Here is a 17769-nt window from a genome sequence, read left to right on the forward strand (position 1 = left end):
GGAGATCGAGCGGCCGATCGGCGACGGCGCGGGGGACGCGCGCATGCTGACCCAGCGATACGGAGCCTGCTACGGTGTTAGATGAACATAATCAGTGTTTAAACATCTGGCAACGATGAAGTGCCCCCCAGCGCTGCTGGTAATCGACGCCCCGCAGCGTGCCTGTCCGTGTGACGAACCCACTCCGCCGCTCCGAACCGCGCGACCGGAGCCGCAATCCGCCGCCGCGCTGAGGTCTCCCTTTCTCCCGCGGAGCGGGGGAGAGGGCCGGGGAGAGGGGGCCTCTCCGCGCATCGGCACGATCCGGGGCGAGATGAAGTTGCCGTTCCCCCCTCTCCGTGCGGGCAGTTTGCACGGGGAGGGGCCGGGGGAGGGGCCTCCCAGCCCGGCGTCAAGCGAAGATCGGCGGCCCCTCATTCTTCCGGAGCCCAAGAGGACTCGAGGATCATTCGATCTGCTCCCGAATCCGCCGCAGATCGTCCACTGTTCCGCGAAGCGTGTCCGAGAATGTGGACACGATTACGATGCAGCCGACTGCCCCTCATCAACCAAGTCATTCCGCGAAAACAAGTTGGCGTTTAGATTGTGCCCGGTACGCCGAATGCCCTGCACCGCCCCGGCAGTCCTCCCCGCCGTCCGTCCGTACCCGATCCAAGTAGAAGAAGCGGAGATCCACATGACTACTCGTGCCCGCAGCATCCGCCGCGCCGCGCTGCTCGTCGCAGGAACCCTGGTGGTTTCGGCGGGATGCGCCACGCAGGTCACCCGCGTGAACCCCGACCAGCAGATCGACCTCAGCGGCCGGTGGAACGACACCGACAGCCGCCTGGTGGCCGATGCGCTCATCAGCGAAAGCTTCGACGCGGAAAGCGGCGGCGACTGGGCCGCGCGCTACATGGAGGCGCACGGCGGCCGCCGTCCCACCGTCATCGTGGGCTCCGTCCGCAACGGCAGCATGGAGCACATTTCCGTCGGCACCTTCGTGCGCGAGATCGAGCGCGCGTACCTGAACAGCGGGCAGGTGCAGGTGGTGGCCAGCAGCGAAGAGCGCGGCGAAGTGCGCGCCGAGCGTGAGGACCAGCAGGAAAACGCCACCGCCGACACCCGCGCCCGGCTGGCCCGCGAGCGCGGTGCGCAGTTCATGCTGCAGGGCGACATCCAGTCCATCGAGGACCGCGAAGCCGGCCGCCGCGTGCTCTACTACCAGGTGGACGCCACGCTGGTGGACATCGAGACCAACGAAAAGGTCTGGACCGGGCAGCACCGCATCAAGAAGATGGTGGAGCGTCCCCGCCTCCGCTTCTAACCGCACGGAGCGATCATGATCAAGCCCCTCTCTCTGGCCGCCCTGCTGGTGGCCGCCGCGGCCTGCGCACCGCGCATGGAGCCCGTGCGCCCCATCTACCGCAACGGCCAGGTGGTTCCGCGCACCAGCGACGCCACGGTGGACGACGCCCGGCTGGATGGCGAGGCCCGCCGCCGCGACGCGCGGGTCCAGGCGGACGCCAGCGCCGAAGCCGCGCTGGCGCAGTGCACCGCCGCCACCTGCGACGCCCTCACCCGCGGCGAACTGGCGGTGGGGATGACCCGCGACCAGGTATTCGCCGCCACCGGCACCACCCCGGCGGCGTGGGAAGAGCGCGCGGGCGGGCGGATGACGACGCTGTCCGCGCTGGACGGCGTGCGCGTGGGCGACGCCGTGGCTCCCGTGGCGATGGTGACGCTGGAAGACGGCCGCGTGCGCAGCTACGCCTACCGCGAGCCGCAGGGCCTGCGCCTGGTCGCCTCGCCCGCGGATGCGGGCGCGCGGGGCACGGCCCGGGCGCGCGCCGCCGCCCTGCTGCGCGACGGCGACGAACTGGCGCTGGCCGGCCGCTTCACCGCCGCGCTGGACCGGTACGACCGCGCGGACGTGGTCGACATCGACAACCCGGAAACCACCATCCGCATCGCCCGCGCGCTCGACAAGCTGCTGCGCCCGCGCGAGGCCGAGATCCGCTATCAGCTGTTCCTGCACCAGATGAACCTGGAAACGATCCGCGCGCAGGGCGAAGCGTACGCCCACCTGGGCGCCGCCATCGTGGAGGCGCGCGAGCGGCTGATCGTGCTGGAACGCGGTCGATGAACATCGCGCGGCGCACCCGTCCCGTGCTCGCCGCCGCCGCGCTCGCGGCGGCGCTGGGGGCGTGCGCGCCCGGCCACGGGCTGCCCTCCATGCCCGCGCCGGAAACGCTGCCGCCCGGGTCGCCGCTGGCCAGCCAGACGCTGGCGCCGTGGGACGCGTGGCTGCGGCACTACATGATGACGGGCCAGGCGGACAGCGCCGTCATCCTGCTGCGGGGCGGCGCCGGGCCGCGCGACGAACTGGTGCGGCGGCTGCAGCTTGCCGTGGTGCTGCACGAGGCCGGGCGGTGGCGGGAAAGCAACGAGGCGCTGGACTGGGCCGAGGCGGAAACGGAACGCCGCTACACGCGCAGCATTTCGCAGGGCGCGGGGGCGCTGCTGGTGAACGACGCCTCCATCGCCTACGTGCCGCCGCCGGCCGAGCGCGCCATGCTGCCGTACTACCGCATGCTGAACGACCTGGCGCTGGGCGAGGCGGAGTCGGCCGCGGTGGAGGGGCGCCGCGCGGGGGCGTACTTCACGCAGCTTCGCGACGCGGACGGGCGCCAGCCCTGCGTGGGCGAGGGGCTGGTGGAGTACCTGGCCGGCATCAGCTTCGGGCAGGCGGGCGCGGCGCAGGACGCGCTGGTCTCCTTTCGCCAGGCGGAGCGCGCGTTCGACGACTGCCCGGGCGCGGGCGCGCCGGCGGACCTGGGCGCGCGGCTGTACGCGGCCGCGCGGCGGACGGGCGTAGCGGCCGTGGCGGATTCCGCCGCGCGCCGGTACCGCCTTTCCGCCGCTCCGGCCGACACCGCCGCGGGCGAGGTCGTGGTGATGGTGCAGCATGGATGGGTGGCGCACCGCTCCAACGCCGACCTGCACGTTCCCATCTTTGCCGCGCAGGCGGACGGCCTGTCGAACGGGGATCCCGCGGCGCTGGTGGATCTGCTGCTGCACACGGCGGAAAACCTGGTGGAACAGGCGCAGTGGGGCGAATCGTGGGAAGAGCATCCCGTGCAGCAGGTGGCGGATGCGCTGGACGGCGCCTACATCATGAAGCTGGCATGGCCCGTCTACCGGCTGGAGTCGTGCTCGGCGCAGGACGTCCGCGTGGTGATTGGCGGTGACACGGTGAACGCGCCGGTGGCGGGCGACCTGTCCTCCGCCGTGCTCGCCCGCTGGGAGGGCACGCGCGCCTCGGCGCTGGGGCGGATGATGCTGCGCGGTACGGCCAAGTACCTGGCCACGCGCGCCATCGAACGCAAGGCGGAAAAGGAGGGCGGCGAAGAGGTGGGATGGCTGGCGGGGCGCCTGGCCAACTTCGCGGGCAACCGGCTGGAGCGGGCGGATACGCGAAGCTGGTCGCTGCTTCCGGACCGCGTCTCCGTCGCGCGGATCTCGCTTCACCCGGGCGAGCATGATGTGCGCATCGAGGTGATGGGCGACGACGGCGAGACGCGGTGGATCGACGTCGGCACCGTGACCGTGCGCGCGGGCCAGACGAGCGTCGTCGCGCAGCGCGTGTGGGGCGGGGAGATGGGCGACCTGGCGACGCGCTCGCCGCAGATGCGCGAAGCCCACGCCCGCCGCGAGTCTGCGCCCGCCGACACGGTTCCCGCCGTGGACGCTCAGCCCGCCGGAGCCGCGGCCCCGATGGAAGTGGCGTCCAAGGCCAAGTCATCCACCGAGCCCTGATCCGCTTCTTGATGGACGAAAAGGCCGCCTCGCGAGTGAGGCGGCCTTTTGCGTTTTCCATGATCCGCAACTGCATCTCACGCGGAGGCCGCGGGGGTGCACGGGGGTCGCGGAGGAAACAGAAACAAACGGCAGGGCAGAAGCAGGAGATCACATTCGATGAATCGCGATCGAACATACCCCTGTCCGATCTCCCTCCCGCCCCTCCCTGCGTAACCTCTGGTTCCCGTGCTGTCCCCGCGACCTCCGCGACCGCCGCGACCTCCGCGTGAGATGCAGTTAGCACGGTTTGCGCAAAGTGGACCCCGAGGACCCCGATCGCTGCTGGTGCGGAGCGGGCCACGGAGATGCAGTCCCACACGCGACGCCGTTCCTGCGCAATCCAGACCGAGACAGAGAAGATCATGACGAAACTCGCCCTGCTGCTTGTCGCGGGCCTGCTGGCCGCCGCGCCGGAGGTGGACGCGCGGCAGATCCAGAGCCGTCCCGTGCAGCGCGGCGCACTTCCCCGCCAAGCCGCGATCCGCGGCAACCTGGTGCTGGCGCGCGAATGGACGGATCGGGGAGGACGGAATTTCCTCGTGCTGTCGCGCACGCCGGAAGCGACGAGCCGCGCGCGCTGCGACGGCTCCGACCGGTGCATCGACCGCGAACTGTACGCCTACCACTACGTTCAGCGCGGAAACACCTACGCACTGCTCTGGTCGGCGACGGACTTCGTGCGCGGCTGCGAGTTCGACCTGGAACTCAAGTTCAATCCCCGCTCCGTGGCCGTCACCGACCTGGATGCGGACGGCACGGCGGAAACCTCGTTCATGTACGCGCGGGGCTGCCGCAGCGATGTATCGCAACTGGAGATGAAGCTGATCATGCACGAGGGCGCCACCAAGTACGCCCTCCGCGGATCCAGCGATCTGATGACAGAGATCGGCGCGCAGTTCGGCACCAGCAGGATGACGATCGATCCATCGTTCAACGCGGCTCCGCCATCGTTCCGTGCCTTCGCCGTGCAGCAGTGGAACCGCTTCAAACGCGAGATGACCTGGCCCGCGGACGGGTGATTGCCGGCCGGTCATCCTGATCCCGGACGCAGAATGGGCGCGTCTACGATGATGAACCCGCGGATGAAGAGAGGGCCGGCACCCGCGACGGGTGCCGGCCCTTCGTCCGGTACATTCTGCCGCGTCTACCGTCCCCGGCCCAGGCGGAGGTGCGCGGCGGCGAACTCCCCCGCGGCCAGCGCGCCCACGATGCTGATCTCACCGGCGAGTGCCACGGCGGCGCAGATCTCGGCGAACCGGTCCGCGCGGCCCTCGCCCACGCAGTCCAGAATCGACAGGCACTCGCGCGCCGTCGGCAGGCGCGTGCCGCCGCCCACCGTGCCCACGATCAGGTTGGGCAGCGTGAGCGCGACGTACAATCCGCCGTCACGCACTTCCATCCGCAGTACGCCCACGCTGGCCTCACCCACGCACGCCACGTCCTGCCCGCAGGCCAGGAACAGCGCGGCGAGCGCGTTGGCAACATGGCTGCTGGCGCCCGTGGCGCCCGCCTGCACCCCGCCGATCATCCCCATCCGCCAGCAGTCGCACATGCGCTCGGGCGTGGTACGCAGGCCGCGCATCACCAGCGCGCGCGGCAGGAGCGCCTCCGCGGTCACGCGGCGGCCGCGGGTGCGCAGGAACCCGGCGCTGGTGGCCTTCTTGTCGCCGCTGAGGTTGGATTCCACGAACCAGTACTCCGGCGCCACCGGCGTGCGCTCCAGGATGTCGGCGCAGATGGCGGCGGCGGCGAACGTCACCATGTTCTGCCCCGCCGCGTCGCCCGTGGTGAAGCCGAGCAGCAGGTAGACGCGGTTGGCCTCCACGTAGGCGCGCATGTCCGTGAGCCGCGCGAAGCGGGAGCCGCGAGCCGCCACCGCGCGGAACGCATCGCCCTGCTCCGCCGCCCACGCGGCGAATCCGGCGGCCTGCGCCAGCGTGGCGAACGCGAAGGCCGGCGCGCGCTGCACCTGCTGGTCCGTCATCACGCACGACACGCCGCCCGCGCGGGAAAGGAGGCGCGCGCCGCGGTCGTAGCTGGCCACCAGCGCGCCTTCGGACGTGGCGAGCGGCACGTACACGTCGTCGCGGACGTGCATTCCGTTGATGCGCAGCGGCCCGATGAGCCCCACCGGCACCTGCGCCATCCCGATGAAGTGCTCGATGTTGCCGCGGTACGCCGCGGCGTCCACCGGCCCGCCGCGGCCGGCCAGGTGAGGCACGTCCACGCCGCGGCCGCGCAGAAAGGCGAGGCGCCGCTCCTGCCCCGCCGCGCTCCAGTCCAGCGGCGCGGGAACGCGCGGCGGAACGGGGCGTTCGCCGCGCTGCACGGCGCGAAGGCGTTCCCACTCGTGGTCCGGACCCGGACTGCCCATCGATGATCTGGAATTCAACATGCGTTAAGTCTGTCGCCCCCGCCCCCGCTCCGCCAGTTCCCGACTGAACGCCGCTCATCCAGCAACTCTGTTTCTTCCGATTCCACGCAGGAGCCGCCGCGCCAGAACCGGCACGCATCCAGCCGCGATCAAGGAGTTACGGCTGGATAGGCGAACGCGCGGTAGGCATCCAGACGAGACTCGGGATTCCAAGGTTTCGGAGACAATGCTCGTGATGATGACGATCCGCGGAGCAACGGCAGATTTCGGCGCCGATCCGCGAGTCTCAGCGGATCGCCAAGTCTGCCCCGATCCCCGAGTCACTGCCGATCCCCGAGTCTGCCGCGATCCCCGAGTCTCAGCCGATCCCCGACTCTCCTGAGCGAATGAATCCGCCGCTCTACAGCGGGAACCCCCGACACCTGGCCGCTGACGCGTCCAGGTTCGGGGCTTCAACTGCGTCGAAGATCGCTCCCCGGATGAATCTCGTGCCGGACAGCCACCTCCGCGCCAAACTATCCGATCGGCACCAAACTGGGGTGTGCTCCCTCTCCCACATCCGTTCGTGGGAGAGGGTCGTCGTGCGCAGCACGCGGGGTGAGGGCCACACCCCGCCGCCGCCCCCAATCCGGCCGAACACACCGATCCATCCCCGATCCATCCCCCAACCCATCCACCTCGCCCTCGGCGCGAATCCCGCGCCGCACTGGCCTTCCGCCCCACGGCGCCGCATGATACAGAGGACCGGCCACCGCGACCCGCTGATCCATCCATGTTCCACATCGACCCGACCGATCCCACCCCGGTGGAGGCACAGCTCGTACGCACGGTGCGCAGCGCCATCGGCGCCGGGCTGCTTTCACCCGGCGACGTTCTGCCCACCACGCGGCAGCTTTCCGTGGATCTGCGCGTGGGGGTGAACGCCGTGGCGCGCGGCTACGCGGAACTGGAACGGCAGCAGGTGCTCGAAACCCGGTCCGGGGTGGGCATCGTAGTGCGGGCGTCGCCCGACGACATGCAGCGCGCCGACCTGGTGGCGGAACTGAGCGCGCTGGAAGACACCCTTCTTCGGGAGGCCGCGGCGCTGGGCTTTTCGCTCGACGACGTGATCATTCACCTGGACAGCCGGCGAACCCGGTGAGGAGCCGAAGATGGCGGGCACCGACGTAACCCCGTTCACCTCCAACAACACGCCCGTCGTGCAGGCCCGGCCGCCGCGCGGCAACATCCTGGGCACGCTGTCGCTCATCATCCCCACGGCCATCGGCGGCGCCATGGCTGTGGCCGTCGCCGAGCCGCTGGCGATGGTGGCGGGCGCGGCGGTGGGGCTCATCGCCATGTTCTCGCCCAAGATCGCGTCGCAGTGGGAGCGCGCCGTGGTCCTCAAGTGGGGGCGGTACGACGGCGTGCGCGGCCCCGGCGTGTTCTGGGTGATCCCCGGAATGCACACGGTTGCCGCCTGGATCGACCACCGCACCGTCGCCACCTCGTTCGCCGCGGAGCAGACGCTCACCATGGACGCCGTGCCGGTGAACGTGGATGCCGTGCTCTTCTGGACGGTGTTCGACGCGCAGAAAGCCGCGCTGGAGGTGCAGGACTACCAGCAGGCCGTAAGCTGGGCCGCGCAGACCGCGCTCCGCGACATCATCGGCCGCACCTCGCTTTCGGAGCTGCTGGCCGGGCGCGAAAAGATCGAGCAGGAGCTGCAGGCGCTCATTGACCGGCGCACCAATCCGTGGGGCGTCTCCGTCCATTCGGTGGAGATGCGCGATGTGGTGATTCCCGCCTCGCTGCAGGACGCCATGTCCCGCCAGGCGCAGGCCGCGCGGGAAAAGCAGGCGCGCATCATCCTGGGCGAGGCCGAGGTGGAAATCGCCAAGCTCTTTGAAAAGGCGGCCGAAAGCTACCAGGGCAACCCCACGGCGCTGCAGCTTCGGCAGATGAACATCCTGTACGAAGGGCTCAAGCAGAAGGGCGGGATGATGGTGGTGCCCAGCACCATCGTGGATTCCATGGGGCACGCGGGGATCATGGCCGCCGCGGCGCTCGCCAACCAGCAGTCCGCCGAGAACGCCAAGCCCAGGTCCGAGCCGGACCCCGACGTGGCGCTGCGGATCGCGGAAACCAATCTCTTCCCCAGCTGATCATCCCGCGACAACGGGCCGGCCGCACGGCCGGCCCGTTGTCGTTCCATGTCGGGAAATCTCCGGCGCGCCGTCCTCGTCATCCCCATGGCGCCACCCGCGTCGCGCGACGAATCTGCATCATCCCCCTGCGTCCCTTCCCCGCACCCCGGCCGCCCATGCACGCGCAGCTTCAATCCCTGGCCGATGACTTTCAGAGCGCGTCCGAACGCCTGCACCGGCTGCGCGAAGGAATTCCGCCGAACCGGTGGGCGGAGCGCCCCGCAGCCGGCGGGTGGAGCGTGGCGGAGTGCATCGCGCACCTGAACCTGACGGCGGAAGCGTACCTCCCCTTGCTGCGCGGCGCGCTGGACCGGGCGCGCGGAACGGGCGGCGGCGCGCCCGCAACGTTCCGGCTGGGCCTGATGGGGTGGCTGATCCACCGGATGGCGGGCCCGGGATCCAGGACGCGGATCAAGACCTCAGCCGCCTTTGTGCCGTCAGCGGACGCGCTGGCGCAGGAGATCGTGTCGCGCTTCGACCGGCTGCAGGCGGAGCAGATCGCCCTGCTGCGCGAGGCGGACGGGCTGCCGCTGCACCGCGTCAAGGTCGGCTCGCCGTTCAGCGACCGGGTGCGCTACAACACCTTTGCGGCGTTCGCCATCCAGCCCGCGCACCAGCACCGGCACCTGGACCAGGCGGAGCGCGTCTGGGAGGAGATCCGCGCCCGGGCTTGAAGCGCGGGCCCGCCGGGGCGAGATTCGGGGCTCCCCGGCCCTCGTTCCCCACGCCGACGAACCGCGCATGTGCTGCCCCGAGCTGGTCCGCTCCATCCCGTCCGATCCGGCGCCCCCGCGCGGCCCCGCGCAGGGTGCGCTCTCCATCGCGCCCGGCGCGCTGGCCCGGCTGCGCGGCGTGTGCGACCTCACGCATCCGCTTACGCCGGACTTTCCCGTCTTCCCCGCGTACAAACCGTTCCGGGCCACGCCGCTGTTCGGTGTCGCGCGGGACGGCTTCTACGCGCAGGAACTCTGCTTCGCGGAGCACACGGGAACGCACCTCGATGCTCCAGCGCACTTCTACGCGGACGGCGGCGGCACGGACAGCGTTTCCGTCGCGGACCTGATTGCCCCGCTGGCCGTGGTGTCCATTGCCGACCGCGCCGCGCGGGACGAGGACACGCTGCTGTCGGTGGATGACCTGCTGGCGTACGAGCGGCGCCACGGCCGCATTCCGCCGCGCGCCGTGGTGGCCCTGCACAGCGGATGGGAGTCGCGGCTGGCGGAGCCCGGACGCTTTCTGAACGCCGACGCGTCCGGGACGATGCACGCGCCCGGCTTCAGCCGCGAAGCGGCGGAGTGGCTGGTGCACGAGCGCGACGTGGCCGCCGCGGCCACGGACACGCTCAGCCTGGACTTCGGCCCGTCGCAGACGTACGACGCGCACCTCGTTCTGCTGGGCGCCGGGCGCTACGGGCTGGAGAACGTGGCCAGCCTGGACCGTGTTCCGCCCTCCGGCGCGGTGCTCGTGGTGGGCGGGCCGGCGCACCGCGGCGGGTCCGGCGGTCCCGCGCGGCTCCTCGCCCTGTACTGACGGCCGCATGCTCCCCGACGCCATCACCCTGCCCACGCTGGAGTGCGAACGACTGCGGCTGCGCTGGCTCACCCCGGACGACCTACCCGCCCTCTTCGCGGTGTTCGGAGACCCGGAGGTGTGCCGCTACTGGAGCCGCCCCGCGATGCTGGACGTGGCCGAGGCCGCCGGCCTCCGCGACCAGATTGTCTCGCTCTTCACCCAGCGCTCGCTGTTTCAGTGGGGAATCGCACTGCGGGAAAGCGACGAGGTGATCGGCACGTGCACGCTGGCCGGGCTGGATGAACCGCACCATCGAGCGTCCGTGGGCTACGCGCTGGCCCGCGCGCACTGGGGCCGCGGCTACGCGGGCGAGGCGCTGCCGCGGCTGGTGCGGTTCGCCTTTGATGAACTGAACCTGCGGCGGCTGGAGGCGGACGTGGATCCCCGCAACCTGGCCAGCATCCGCGCGCTGGAGCGCGCCGGCTTCATGCGCGAGGGCTACCAGCGCGAGCGCTACCACGTGAACGGCGAGATCCAGGACACCGTGCTGTTCGGCCTGCTGCGCCGCGAGTGGCGGGAAGTCGGTCTGGACCGCCCGGTCTCCGCCCCCGACACCTGACGGCGAACCTCAACTCCGACCGGCCGAAGATGCGTATCTCGCTCCTGGCGCTCGTGCTCCTCTGCTCTACTGCCGCACACGCCCAGTCGGGGGCGGCACCGCTCACAACCGACCCGCTCAGCGTCGTGCGCGAGAACGTGGCGGCGCAGAGTGCGCACGATCTCGACCGCTTTCTTGCGACGTTCGCGGATACCGTCGAGTACCACATTCAGAAAACCGGCCCCGTCCGCGACAGCGTGAACGTGGTGCTGCACCACGAACTGCGGTCCGGGTACGGGCAGGTTTTCAAGGACATGCCAGACACGCGGTTCGAGATCCTGGACGAGATGGTGTCGGGATCCATCGTCGTCACCACGGAGCGAATCACGGGCTTTCCGGGATATGCGTCCCTCACCGGAGTAGCAGTCTACCGGGTGCGGAACGGCCGGATCGATGCGCTGTGGACTTTTTCCACAGGGGAGAATCCGGGCTTCTGACGCGCGTGGATGTGAAGCGCGGGGTGGACCAGGACCGGTCCACCCCGCGCTCGATCCGCAGAAGGACCGGCTTACTCGCCGCCTTCGTGGGCTTCTTCGGTGCCCTTGCGGCTGATCAGCTTGTTGAAGCGGTCAAGCTCGCCGTCGTCGCCCTTCATGTCGCGATGCAGCAGGGCAAGGCCGTTCTCCTCGAACTTCTCAAAGAACTCCTCCCAGGAGATCTCCTCCAGCGAGTCCTTGCCGGAGTATCCGGGAAAATCGATGCGGAGAATTCCGGGATCTTCCTTGTCGCCCGTGCGCTTGACGTGCGAGGGCGTTCCGCCCCGCTCCTCCACCCAGCGGCGGATGAAGTCGTGGTCGGTCGTGGTATGCGCGCTGCGATCCGTGTTGCTCATCGTCGCCTCCGAAAAGCGGTCTGAACCCTGCCTCGTGGCGCGTCCGCGCCGGCCCGGCGCGCCCCCCTCAAGCACACCCCGTACCGCGGCGAACCAGCGTGCACTTCCCCCCGGAGAACGGAAGCGAATCACCCGCGCACCTGTTCGTGTACGGAACGCTGCGCCCGGACGCAGACGGCCCCATGCACCGCCTGCTGGCCTACGCGGCCCGGCGCGTCGGCCCGGCCACGGCGGCTGGTGCGCTGTACGACGTGGGCCCCTATCCCGCCGCCGTCCCGTCCGCCGCCGGCCGCATCCGCGGCGAACTGCTCGCGCTGAACCCGCCCGCCGCGCCCCTGCTCGCCGCGCTGGACGCGTACGAAGGCTTCAGCCCCGCCGATCCGGCGGCCTCGCTCTACGTCCGTTCCACCGTCACCGTCCGGTTGGACGATGGCGGTGACGCGGCATCATGGGTCTACTGGTACGCCCGCCCGGTGGACGGACTGAAGCTGATCGCGTCCGGAGACTGGATGCGCCGCTAGCACGCGTCTGCTTCACTGCGCCAGCGTCTCCCTTCATCGGATGAACAGGATCGAACACGCCCCCGCCGACGCGACCCGGTCGAGTTCGTGGTGATCCGACGTTACGAAGTGCCCCGCCGCGCGCTGCGTGAGTGCCACCCCGCATGCATCAGCCAGAGAGATCCGCCGCAAGCGGCTCTTCATCTGCCCCACGTTCCGCCAGAAATCAGAATCCAGATCGCTGCGCTCGATCACCCCGTCCGCGGCCAGTTCCGCCAACATGCTCTCCGCCATGGCTTCACCCGACTGACGGTGTGCATCGTAGTAGACTTCACAGAGGTTGAGCGCGTGGGCCAGGCATGTGGCTCCGGGGTCCTGAATGATACCTCTTACGATCTCACCACCACTCTCTTTGTTCAGGTATGCGATCATCGCGGAAGAATCGAGAACGTAGATCAAAGTCCCCTCCGTTCTTCCTCCTCGATCTCTTCATGCTTGCGGCGCAGGAACTCCTCCGTGGAGCTGAGCATGCCACGGAATTTCCCGAACGCATCGCCCCGCTTCCGTGGCTCGGCAGCCTCGGCCGCGTTCTGCGCCGGCTGCGGTGCTTCGGTTGCCTGAACCGCGGCTTCTCGGCGAATCATCATCACCTCCGTATTCACAGGTTCTCCCACCCGGTCGGCCTCGCCGTTACCGGATGATGGTCCATCCGCAACGACCGATGCTGGATGGGAGAGCAGCCATCTGCGCTCTTCCTCCTCAATCTCCTCGTGCTTCTCCCGCAGGAACTCCTCAGTCGGCCCGAGCAGCCCGCGTCCTATGCCCCGCGCGCTCGGCCGCGTGCCGCCTGCTAGCGGTACGCCAGCGCCAGCCGGTGCCGATGCACCTTCCTCGGCAACCGAAGCGATGAACCGCCGCACGGCCTCCGGCGACACACCTGCCGATCCTCCATTGATCATGATCCCCTCCTTCACTCTGGTTCCCGAACCCTGTCTGTCCAAGTATTCCGTCAGGGCACCGCGCCGGCGCAGTGTAAGGACTGACCAGAAGCTGTCATAGATTCGGCAAACAGGCAAGGGAAATGATTCCAAGACTCTCTGGTGCGAGGCGGAATGCGGGGATCCGTGAAACAGGGCTTTCCTAAGCCGCCGCGGGTGCAACAAACGGACGCACCGCACCAGACCGCCCATCAGCCCAGACCCGTCCCGAGTGTCCGTTTCAGGCGACACCGGCCGAGGCCCCGCGCGCCGTACGAGACCGGCGGAAATCGGCGGAGATTCTGCCAAAAGGAACTTTCCTTACAGCCCCTCCCCGATCGGGTAGGTGGCGCACACCGGGCGGACTTTGTTACGCTACCGTACAAGAAGCGGCCGGGTCACGATCGAGCGTGGATGAGCAGTGCTCATGGAACCACTGTTGCGGACAGTGTTGCCAACCGCGTCGCCGCACGCTTCGCGGCGATCCAGCGCGCTGCAGAACGAACACGCACCACCCCCAGACAGAGGATCCGCAATGGCGGCAGGGACGGAACTCGCAGGCGAGCAGGAGCAGGAGCAGGCCCAGGGCGTACAGGTGCTGGCGGATGGAAACGGCATCGGTGCGCACGTGCTCACCCCGCAGGCGCTGCAGTTTGTCGCGGACCTTCACCGGCGCTTCAACCCCGTGCGCATGGAGCTGCTTTCCGAGCGCGACCGGCGGCAGGCCTGGCTGGACGAGGACGGCGACCCCGGCTTCCTGGAAGAGACGGCCCACGTCCGCGAGGGCGGCTGGAAGGTCGCCCCGTGCCCGCCGGACCTGCAGGACCGGCGGGTGGAGATCACGGGTCCCACGGACGCCAAGATGGTGATCAACGCCCTGAACTCGGGCGCCAGCTGCTTCATGGCCGACTTCGAGGACGCGCTTTCGCCCACGTGGACCAACGTGCTTCAGGGCCAGGCCAACCTGATGGACGCCGTGCGCCGCACCCTTTCACTGGACGCCGGCGGCAAGCAGTACCGGCTCAACGAACAGACGGCCGTGCTCATGGTGCGGCCGCGCGGATGGCACCTGACGGAGCGCCACGTGATGGTGGACGGAACGCCCGTCAGCGCGTCGCTCTTTGACTTCGGTCTGTACTTCTTTCACAACGCGCGCGAGCTGGTGGACCGCGGCACCGGGCCGTACTTCTACCTGCCCAAGCTGGAAAGCCATCGGGAAGCGCGGCTGTGGAACGATGTCTTCAACGCCGCGCAGGACGCGCTGGGCATTCCGCGGGGGACGATCCGCGCCACCGTGCTCATCGAAACGATCCTGGCCGCGTTCGAGATGGACGAGATCCTGTACGAACTGCGCGACCATTCCGCCGGTCTCAACGCCGGACGGTGGGACTACATCTTCAGCATCATCAAGAAGTTCCGGAACCGGGGCGACTTCGTCCTCCCGGACCGGGTGCAGGTGACGATGACCGTGCCCTTCATGAAGTGCTACGCCGAGCTGCTGGTGCGCACCTGCCACCGCCGCGGCGCGCACGCCATGGGCGGCATGGCGGCCTTCATTCCCAGCCGGCGCGACGCGGAGGTCAACGAGCGCGCCCTGGCCAAGGTGCGCGAGGACAAGAGCCGCGAGGCCGGACAGGGCTTCGACGGCACCTGGGTGGCGCACCCGGACCTGGTGGCCGTGGCCAGGGCGGAGTTCGACAAGGTGCTGGGCGACCGGCCCAACCAGACGGACAAGCCGCTCGAAGAGGTGAACGTGGCCGCTTCGGCGCTGCTGGAAACGGGGATCGTGGGCGGACAGGTGACGGAAGAGGGCGCGCGCCTGAACGTGAACGTGGCTTTGCAGTACATTGAGGCGTGGCTGCAGGGCAACGGCGCCGTCGGCATTCACAACCTGATGGAAGACGCCGCCACGGCCGAGATCAGCCGCGCGCAGCTGTGGCAGTGGATCCGCCACCGCACGCCGATTCTGAACGACGGCGACGGCGACGGGTTCTTTACGCCCGACGACTACACGCGCATCCGCGACGCCGAGGTGGATGCCCTGCGCGCCGGCCGCGAGGACGCGCGCCACCTGGAAGCCGCCTGCAGGCTGCTGGACGACCTGGTGCTGAACGCCGAGTTCACCGCCTTCCTGACCCTTCCCGCGTACGCGCTCCTGGACTGATCCCGGACGCGGTACCGACACACAGACCAGAGAGAACGACCGATGGCGCAGAACCAGGGGCAGCAGGCGGCCGAGTTGCAGATCAGGTGGGAGACGGAAGCGCGCTGGGAAGGGATCACCCGCCCGTATTCCGCCGAAGAAGTGGTGCGGCTGCGCGGCTCGGTGGTGATTGAGCAGACGCTGGCCCGGCGCGGCGCGGAGCGCCTGTGGCGGCAGCTGCACCAGCCCGAGGCGGTGCGCTCGTTCGGCGCGCTGACGGGTGCGCAGGCGGTGCAGATGGTAAAGGGCGGGCTGCAGGCCATCTACCTTTCCGGCTGGCAGGTGGCGGGCGACGCCAACCTTTCCGGCCAGACGTACCCCGACCAGAGCCTGTACCCGTCCAACAGCGTTCCCGCCGTGGTCCGCCGGCTGAACAACGCGCTGGCCCGCGCGGACCAGGTGGAGTGGAGCGAGAACGGCGAGGCGCAGCGCGACTGGTTCGTGCCCATCGTGGCGGATGCCGAGGCGGGCTTCGGCGGGCCGCTGCACGGCTTCGAGCTGATGCGCAGCATGATCGAGGCGGGTGCGGCGGGCGTGCACTTCGAAGACCAGCTGGCGGCGGAAAAGAAGTGCGGCCACCTGGGCGGCAAGGTGCTCATCCCCACGTCGCAGTTCATCCGTACGCTGGTGGCGGCGCGGCTGGCGGCGGACGTGCTGGACGTGCCCTCCGTCATCATCGCGCGGACGGACGCGGACAGCGCCAACCTGCTGACGAGCGACGCGGACCCGCGCGACCACGAGTTCATCACCGGCGACCGCACGGTGGAGGGCTACTATCGCGTGAACGCCGGGCTGGACGCCGCCATCGCCCGCGGCAAGGCGTACGCGCCGTACGCAGACCTGCTGTGGTGCGAAACCAGCACCCCGGACCTGGACGAGGCGCGCCGCTTTGCCGAGGCGGTGCACGCGGATTTCCCGGGCAAGATGCTGGCGTACAACTGCTCGCCCTCGTTCAACTGGAGCAAGCGGCTGGACGCGCACACCATCGCCAAGTTCCAGACGGAGCTGAACGCGATGGGGTACAAGTTCCAGTTCATCACGCTGGCCGGCTGGCACCTGATCAACCTGCACACCTTTGAACTGGCGCAGGCCTATGCGCGGGACCACATGCCCGCCTACGTAGCCCTGCAGGACCGCGAGTTTGCGCTGGAGCCGGCGGGCTACACCGCCACCAAGCACCAGCGCGAGGTGGGCGCCGGGTACTTCGACAAGGTGCTGATGACCGTCACCGGCGGCGAGGCGAGCACCGGCGCGCTCGAGGGGAGCACCGAGCAGGCCCAGTTCGCCTGATCGCTTCTTTTTTCGATGGATGATGGACGAGGCCTCCCGCGGGGGGCCTCGTCTGTTTTTGCGTCTCCGAGTGTGGCAAACTGCCGTTTCACACGGAGGTCACGGAGGAGGCACGGAGGTCACCGAGTAAACAGCAGAAAAGAACATCACACAGAGCCGCAGAGGCACAGAGAGACAGAAGCAGGAGCGAGATGAGAACTTGTCATCCTTCCCTCCGTTCTTCCTCTGCGGCTCTGTGTCTCTGTGTGAGGCCCTTCTGTTGCCCTTCCTCCGTGCCCTCCGTGCATCCTCCGTGACCTCCGTGTGAAACGGCAGTTCATTGTCTGGACAGCGCTTCCGGATTGAGCTACATTGAGAACGGTTCTCAATCGCAGGAGTGAGATGATCCAGGTTTCGCAGACGGCCCTCGCGGCCACCGGCACTCTTCAGCGCATCAGCGAGACGGAACGCGGCGAACGCGCCCGTCGCGCCGGGGCGGGCGCGCTCGTACTCCGCGTGGTGGAGCAGGCGCTGGGCGGCACGGCCGACGAGTTCTCCCTGCGCCGCGCGGAAGCCGACGTCACCGGGCTGCAGAAAAGCCCGGAAAAGACGATTCTGCTGCGCATCATCCGCGTGCTGCGGGACGGCGCGCCGGTGGGCCGCACCGCGCCGGCGCTGGTGAGCTACGCCTGCGAACTGGAGCGCACCCGCCGCCTCCCCGAAGCGGACGCCGCCGTGTCGCTCGCCTTTGCAATGGACCACGCCAGCGGCGCCACCGCCCTGCACGCGGCCCGTCTGGCCCGCAAGCTGGGCGAGCGCGAGCGTGCGCTGGCGCTGTACTGCGCCGCGCGCGACCTGGAGGGCGGCGACGGGCAGATCGCCCGCCTGGCCGCCGTGGGCGAAGCGGTCGTTTCCGAGAACGCGGAGGAGAAGCTGGGGAACGCGATCCGCCTCGCGCTGCGGGCGGGCGACGCGGAATCCGCCGCGGTGGGGCTGGAAGAGCGCGCCAAGCTGCGCCGCGCCCGCGGAAACCGCCGCGGCGCCGGGCGCGACCTGGCCGTGGCCGCCGCGCGCTACACCGACGCGGTGGACCGCGCCCGCGCCTGCCACGAACTCGCCGGCACCGCGCTGGCCGCGGGCGACGCCGACGCCGCGCGCGAGGCCCTTCTCATCGCGCTGGACTGCGGCGACGCGCCGCAGCGCGACCACGCTCAGAGCCGCCTGCACACGCTGGCCCGCGACCTGGGCGACCAGGTGGGAACGCGCCGCTGGCGCTCGTTCACTCCGCCGTCGCTGGTGTCGCTCTCCGCCTACCGGCCCTCACCCGCGCGCACTACGCTGGCGCCGCGCCTGCGTGCCTGGCGCGAATCCGCCGCCGCGGTGGCCGCGGACTGAGGCAATCCGTAGAAACGAAAAAG

The 17769-nt window shown here is 69.6% G+C and carries 18 protein-coding genes; 14 read left to right on the plus strand and 4 right to left on the minus strand.

The genetic code is table 11. The features are described from left to right. Positions 1–676: 676 nt before the first annotated feature. The 4 genes from HNQ61_RS18380 to HNQ61_RS18395 all read left to right on the plus strand — a co-directional run bounded on the left by HNQ61_RS18380 (position 677) and on the right by HNQ61_RS18395 (position 4859). On the plus strand, positions 677–1306 hold the full coding sequence (locus HNQ61_RS18380) for a penicillin-binding protein activator LpoB (protein ID WP_170034750.1): 630 nt from the start codon (positions 677–679) through the stop codon (positions 1304–1306). A 15-nt stretch (positions 1307–1321) separates the two neighbouring features. Beyond that, a complete protein-coding gene (locus tag HNQ61_RS18385) occupies positions 1322–2125 on the plus strand; it encodes a hypothetical protein (protein WP_170034749.1) in 804 nt (267 codons plus the stop codon). Beyond that, positions 2122–3798 (plus strand): COG3014 family protein, encoded by a 1677-nt coding sequence (locus HNQ61_RS18390; protein ID WP_170034748.1) that lies wholly within the window; start codon positions 2122–2124, stop codon positions 3796–3798. The genes HNQ61_RS18385 and HNQ61_RS18390 overlap by 4 nt, the downstream gene beginning before the upstream one ends. Before the next feature lie 404 nt (positions 3799–4202). Then, the gene (locus tag HNQ61_RS18395; RefSeq protein WP_170034747.1) at positions 4203–4859 is read left to right on the plus strand and encodes a M949_RS01915 family surface polysaccharide biosynthesis protein; all 657 of its coding nucleotides are present in this window, start codon (positions 4203–4205) and stop codon (positions 4857–4859) included. Positions 4860–4984: 125 nt separating this feature from the next. Here HNQ61_RS18395 and HNQ61_RS18400 read toward each other — a convergent pair whose 3' ends face one another. Next, complete coding sequence (locus HNQ61_RS18400) at positions 4985–6214, minus strand: 3-hydroxy-3-methylglutaryl-CoA reductase (RefSeq protein ID WP_170034746.1); 1230 nt, start codon at positions 6212–6214, stop codon at positions 4985–4987. A gap of 772 nt (positions 6215–6986) precedes the next feature. On the opposite strand from HNQ61_RS18400, the gene HNQ61_RS18405 reads away from it, so the two are divergent. The 6 genes from HNQ61_RS18405 (at position 6987) to HNQ61_RS18430 (ending at position 11007) form a co-directional block, all read left to right on the plus strand. Beyond that, positions 6987–7355, plus strand: a complete 369-nt coding sequence (locus HNQ61_RS18405; protein WP_170034745.1) for a GntR family transcriptional regulator — start codon at positions 6987–6989, stop codon at positions 7353–7355. Positions 7356–7365: 10 nt separating this feature from the next. After that, positions 7366–8358: a slipin family protein gene (locus HNQ61_RS18410; protein ID WP_205761496.1), complete on the plus strand. Its 993-nt coding sequence runs from the start codon at positions 7366–7368 to the stop codon at positions 8356–8358. Between the two features lie 158 nt (positions 8359–8516). Next, positions 8517–9074 carry a DinB family protein gene (locus tag HNQ61_RS18415; protein ID WP_170034744.1) on the plus strand — a complete coding sequence of 186 codons (558 nt, stop codon included), beginning with the start codon at positions 8517–8519 and terminating at the stop codon, positions 9072–9074. Positions 9075–9141: 67 nt separating this feature from the next. Further along, a complete protein-coding gene (locus HNQ61_RS18420) occupies positions 9142–9930 on the plus strand; it encodes a cyclase family protein (protein WP_170034743.1) in 789 nt (262 codons plus the stop codon). A gap of 7 nt (positions 9931–9937) precedes the next feature. After that, a complete protein-coding gene (locus tag HNQ61_RS18425) occupies positions 9938–10531 on the plus strand; it encodes a GNAT family N-acetyltransferase (RefSeq protein ID WP_170034742.1) in 594 nt (197 codons plus the stop codon). Between the two features lie 29 nt (positions 10532–10560). After that, complete coding sequence (locus tag HNQ61_RS18430; protein ID WP_170034741.1) at positions 10561–11007, plus strand: nuclear transport factor 2 family protein; 447 nt, start codon at positions 10561–10563, stop codon at positions 11005–11007. A gap of 71 nt (positions 11008–11078) precedes the next feature. Here the strand turns inward: HNQ61_RS18430 and HNQ61_RS18435 are convergent, their stop codons facing one another. Beyond that, on the minus strand, positions 11079–11402 hold the full coding sequence (locus HNQ61_RS18435) for a hypothetical protein (protein ID WP_170034740.1): 324 nt from the start codon (positions 11400–11402) through the stop codon (positions 11079–11081). Positions 11403–11500: 98 nt separating this feature from the next. Here HNQ61_RS18435 and HNQ61_RS18440 point away from each other — a divergent pair, with 98 nt between their 5' ends. Further along, the gene (locus tag HNQ61_RS18440; protein WP_205761494.1) at positions 11501–11923 is read left to right on the plus strand and encodes a gamma-glutamylcyclotransferase; all 423 of its coding nucleotides are present in this window, start codon (positions 11501–11503) and stop codon (positions 11921–11923) included. A gap of 33 nt (positions 11924–11956) precedes the next feature. Here the strand turns inward: HNQ61_RS18440 and HNQ61_RS18445 are convergent, their stop codons facing one another. Then, the gene (locus HNQ61_RS18445) at positions 11957–12361 is read right to left on the minus strand and encodes a PIN domain-containing protein (RefSeq protein ID WP_170034739.1); all 405 of its coding nucleotides are present in this window, start codon (positions 12359–12361) and stop codon (positions 11957–11959) included. Further along, positions 12358–12861 (minus strand): hypothetical protein, encoded by a 504-nt coding sequence (locus HNQ61_RS18450; protein ID WP_170034738.1) that lies wholly within the window; start codon positions 12859–12861, stop codon positions 12358–12360. Before HNQ61_RS18450 ends, HNQ61_RS18445 begins: the two co-directional genes overlap by 4 nt. Positions 12862–13414: 553 nt before the next feature. Here HNQ61_RS18450 and aceB point away from each other — a divergent pair. The 3 genes from aceB to HNQ61_RS18465 all read left to right on the plus strand — a co-directional run bounded on the left by aceB (position 13415) and on the right by HNQ61_RS18465 (position 17746). After that, on the plus strand, positions 13415–15043 hold the full coding sequence (gene aceB / locus HNQ61_RS18455) for a malate synthase A (protein ID WP_170034737.1): 1629 nt from the start codon (positions 13415–13417) through the stop codon (positions 15041–15043). 42 nt (positions 15044–15085) lie between these two features. Then, positions 15086–16372 (plus strand): isocitrate lyase, encoded by a 1287-nt coding sequence (gene aceA / locus HNQ61_RS18460; protein WP_170034736.1) that lies wholly within the window; start codon positions 15086–15088, stop codon positions 16370–16372. 381 nt (positions 16373–16753) lie between these two features. Beyond that, a complete protein-coding gene (locus HNQ61_RS18465) occupies positions 16754–17746 on the plus strand; it encodes a hypothetical protein (RefSeq protein ID WP_170034735.1) in 993 nt (330 codons plus the stop codon). Positions 17747–17769 lie beyond the last annotated feature (23 nt).

It is taken from the genome of Longimicrobium terrae, assembly GCF_014202995.1.
GTDB lineage: Bacteria > Gemmatimonadota > Gemmatimonadetes > Longimicrobiales > Longimicrobiaceae > Longimicrobium > Longimicrobium terrae.

Excerpts from the sequence above, each read along its gene's own strand:
- HNQ61_RS18380 (WP_170034750.1), top strand. The coding sequence starts at position 677 with ATGACTACTCGTGCCCGCAGCATCCGCCGCGCCGCGCTGCTCGTCGCA.
- HNQ61_RS18385 (WP_170034749.1), top strand. The coding sequence starts at position 1,322 with ATGATCAAGCCCCTCTCTCTGGCCGCCCTGCTGGTGGCCGCCGCGGCC.
- HNQ61_RS18390 (WP_170034748.1), top strand. The coding sequence starts at position 2,122 with ATGAACATCGCGCGGCGCACCCGTCCCGTGCTCGCCGCCGCCGCGCTC.
- HNQ61_RS18395 (WP_170034747.1), top strand. The coding sequence starts at position 4,203 with ATGACGAAACTCGCCCTGCTGCTTGTCGCGGGCCTGCTGGCCGCCGCG.
- HNQ61_RS18400 (WP_170034746.1), bottom strand. The coding sequence starts at position 6,214 with ATGGGCAGTCCGGGTCCGGACCACGAGTGGGAACGCCTTCGCGCCGTG.
- HNQ61_RS18405 (WP_170034745.1), top strand. The coding sequence starts at position 6,987 with ATGTTCCACATCGACCCGACCGATCCCACCCCGGTGGAGGCACAGCTC.
- HNQ61_RS18410 (WP_205761496.1), top strand. The coding sequence starts at position 7,366 with ATGGCGGGCACCGACGTAACCCCGTTCACCTCCAACAACACGCCCGTC.
- HNQ61_RS18415 (WP_170034744.1), top strand. The coding sequence starts at position 8,517 with ATGCACGCGCAGCTTCAATCCCTGGCCGATGACTTTCAGAGCGCGTCC.
- HNQ61_RS18420 (WP_170034743.1), top strand. The coding sequence starts at position 9,142 with ATGTGCTGCCCCGAGCTGGTCCGCTCCATCCCGTCCGATCCGGCGCCC.
- HNQ61_RS18425 (WP_170034742.1), top strand. The coding sequence starts at position 9,938 with ATGCTCCCCGACGCCATCACCCTGCCCACGCTGGAGTGCGAACGACTG.
- HNQ61_RS18430 (WP_170034741.1), top strand. The coding sequence starts at position 10,561 with ATGCGTATCTCGCTCCTGGCGCTCGTGCTCCTCTGCTCTACTGCCGCA.
- HNQ61_RS18435 (WP_170034740.1), bottom strand. The coding sequence starts at position 11,402 with ATGAGCAACACGGATCGCAGCGCGCATACCACGACCGACCACGACTTC.
- HNQ61_RS18450 (WP_170034738.1), bottom strand. The coding sequence starts at position 12,861 with ATGATCAATGGAGGATCGGCAGGTGTGTCGCCGGAGGCCGTGCGGCGG.
- aceB (WP_170034737.1), top strand. The coding sequence starts at position 13,415 with ATGGCGGCAGGGACGGAACTCGCAGGCGAGCAGGAGCAGGAGCAGGCC.
- aceA (WP_170034736.1), top strand. The coding sequence starts at position 15,086 with ATGGCGCAGAACCAGGGGCAGCAGGCGGCCGAGTTGCAGATCAGGTGG.
- HNQ61_RS18465 (WP_170034735.1), top strand. The coding sequence starts at position 16,754 with ATGATCCAGGTTTCGCAGACGGCCCTCGCGGCCACCGGCACTCTTCAG.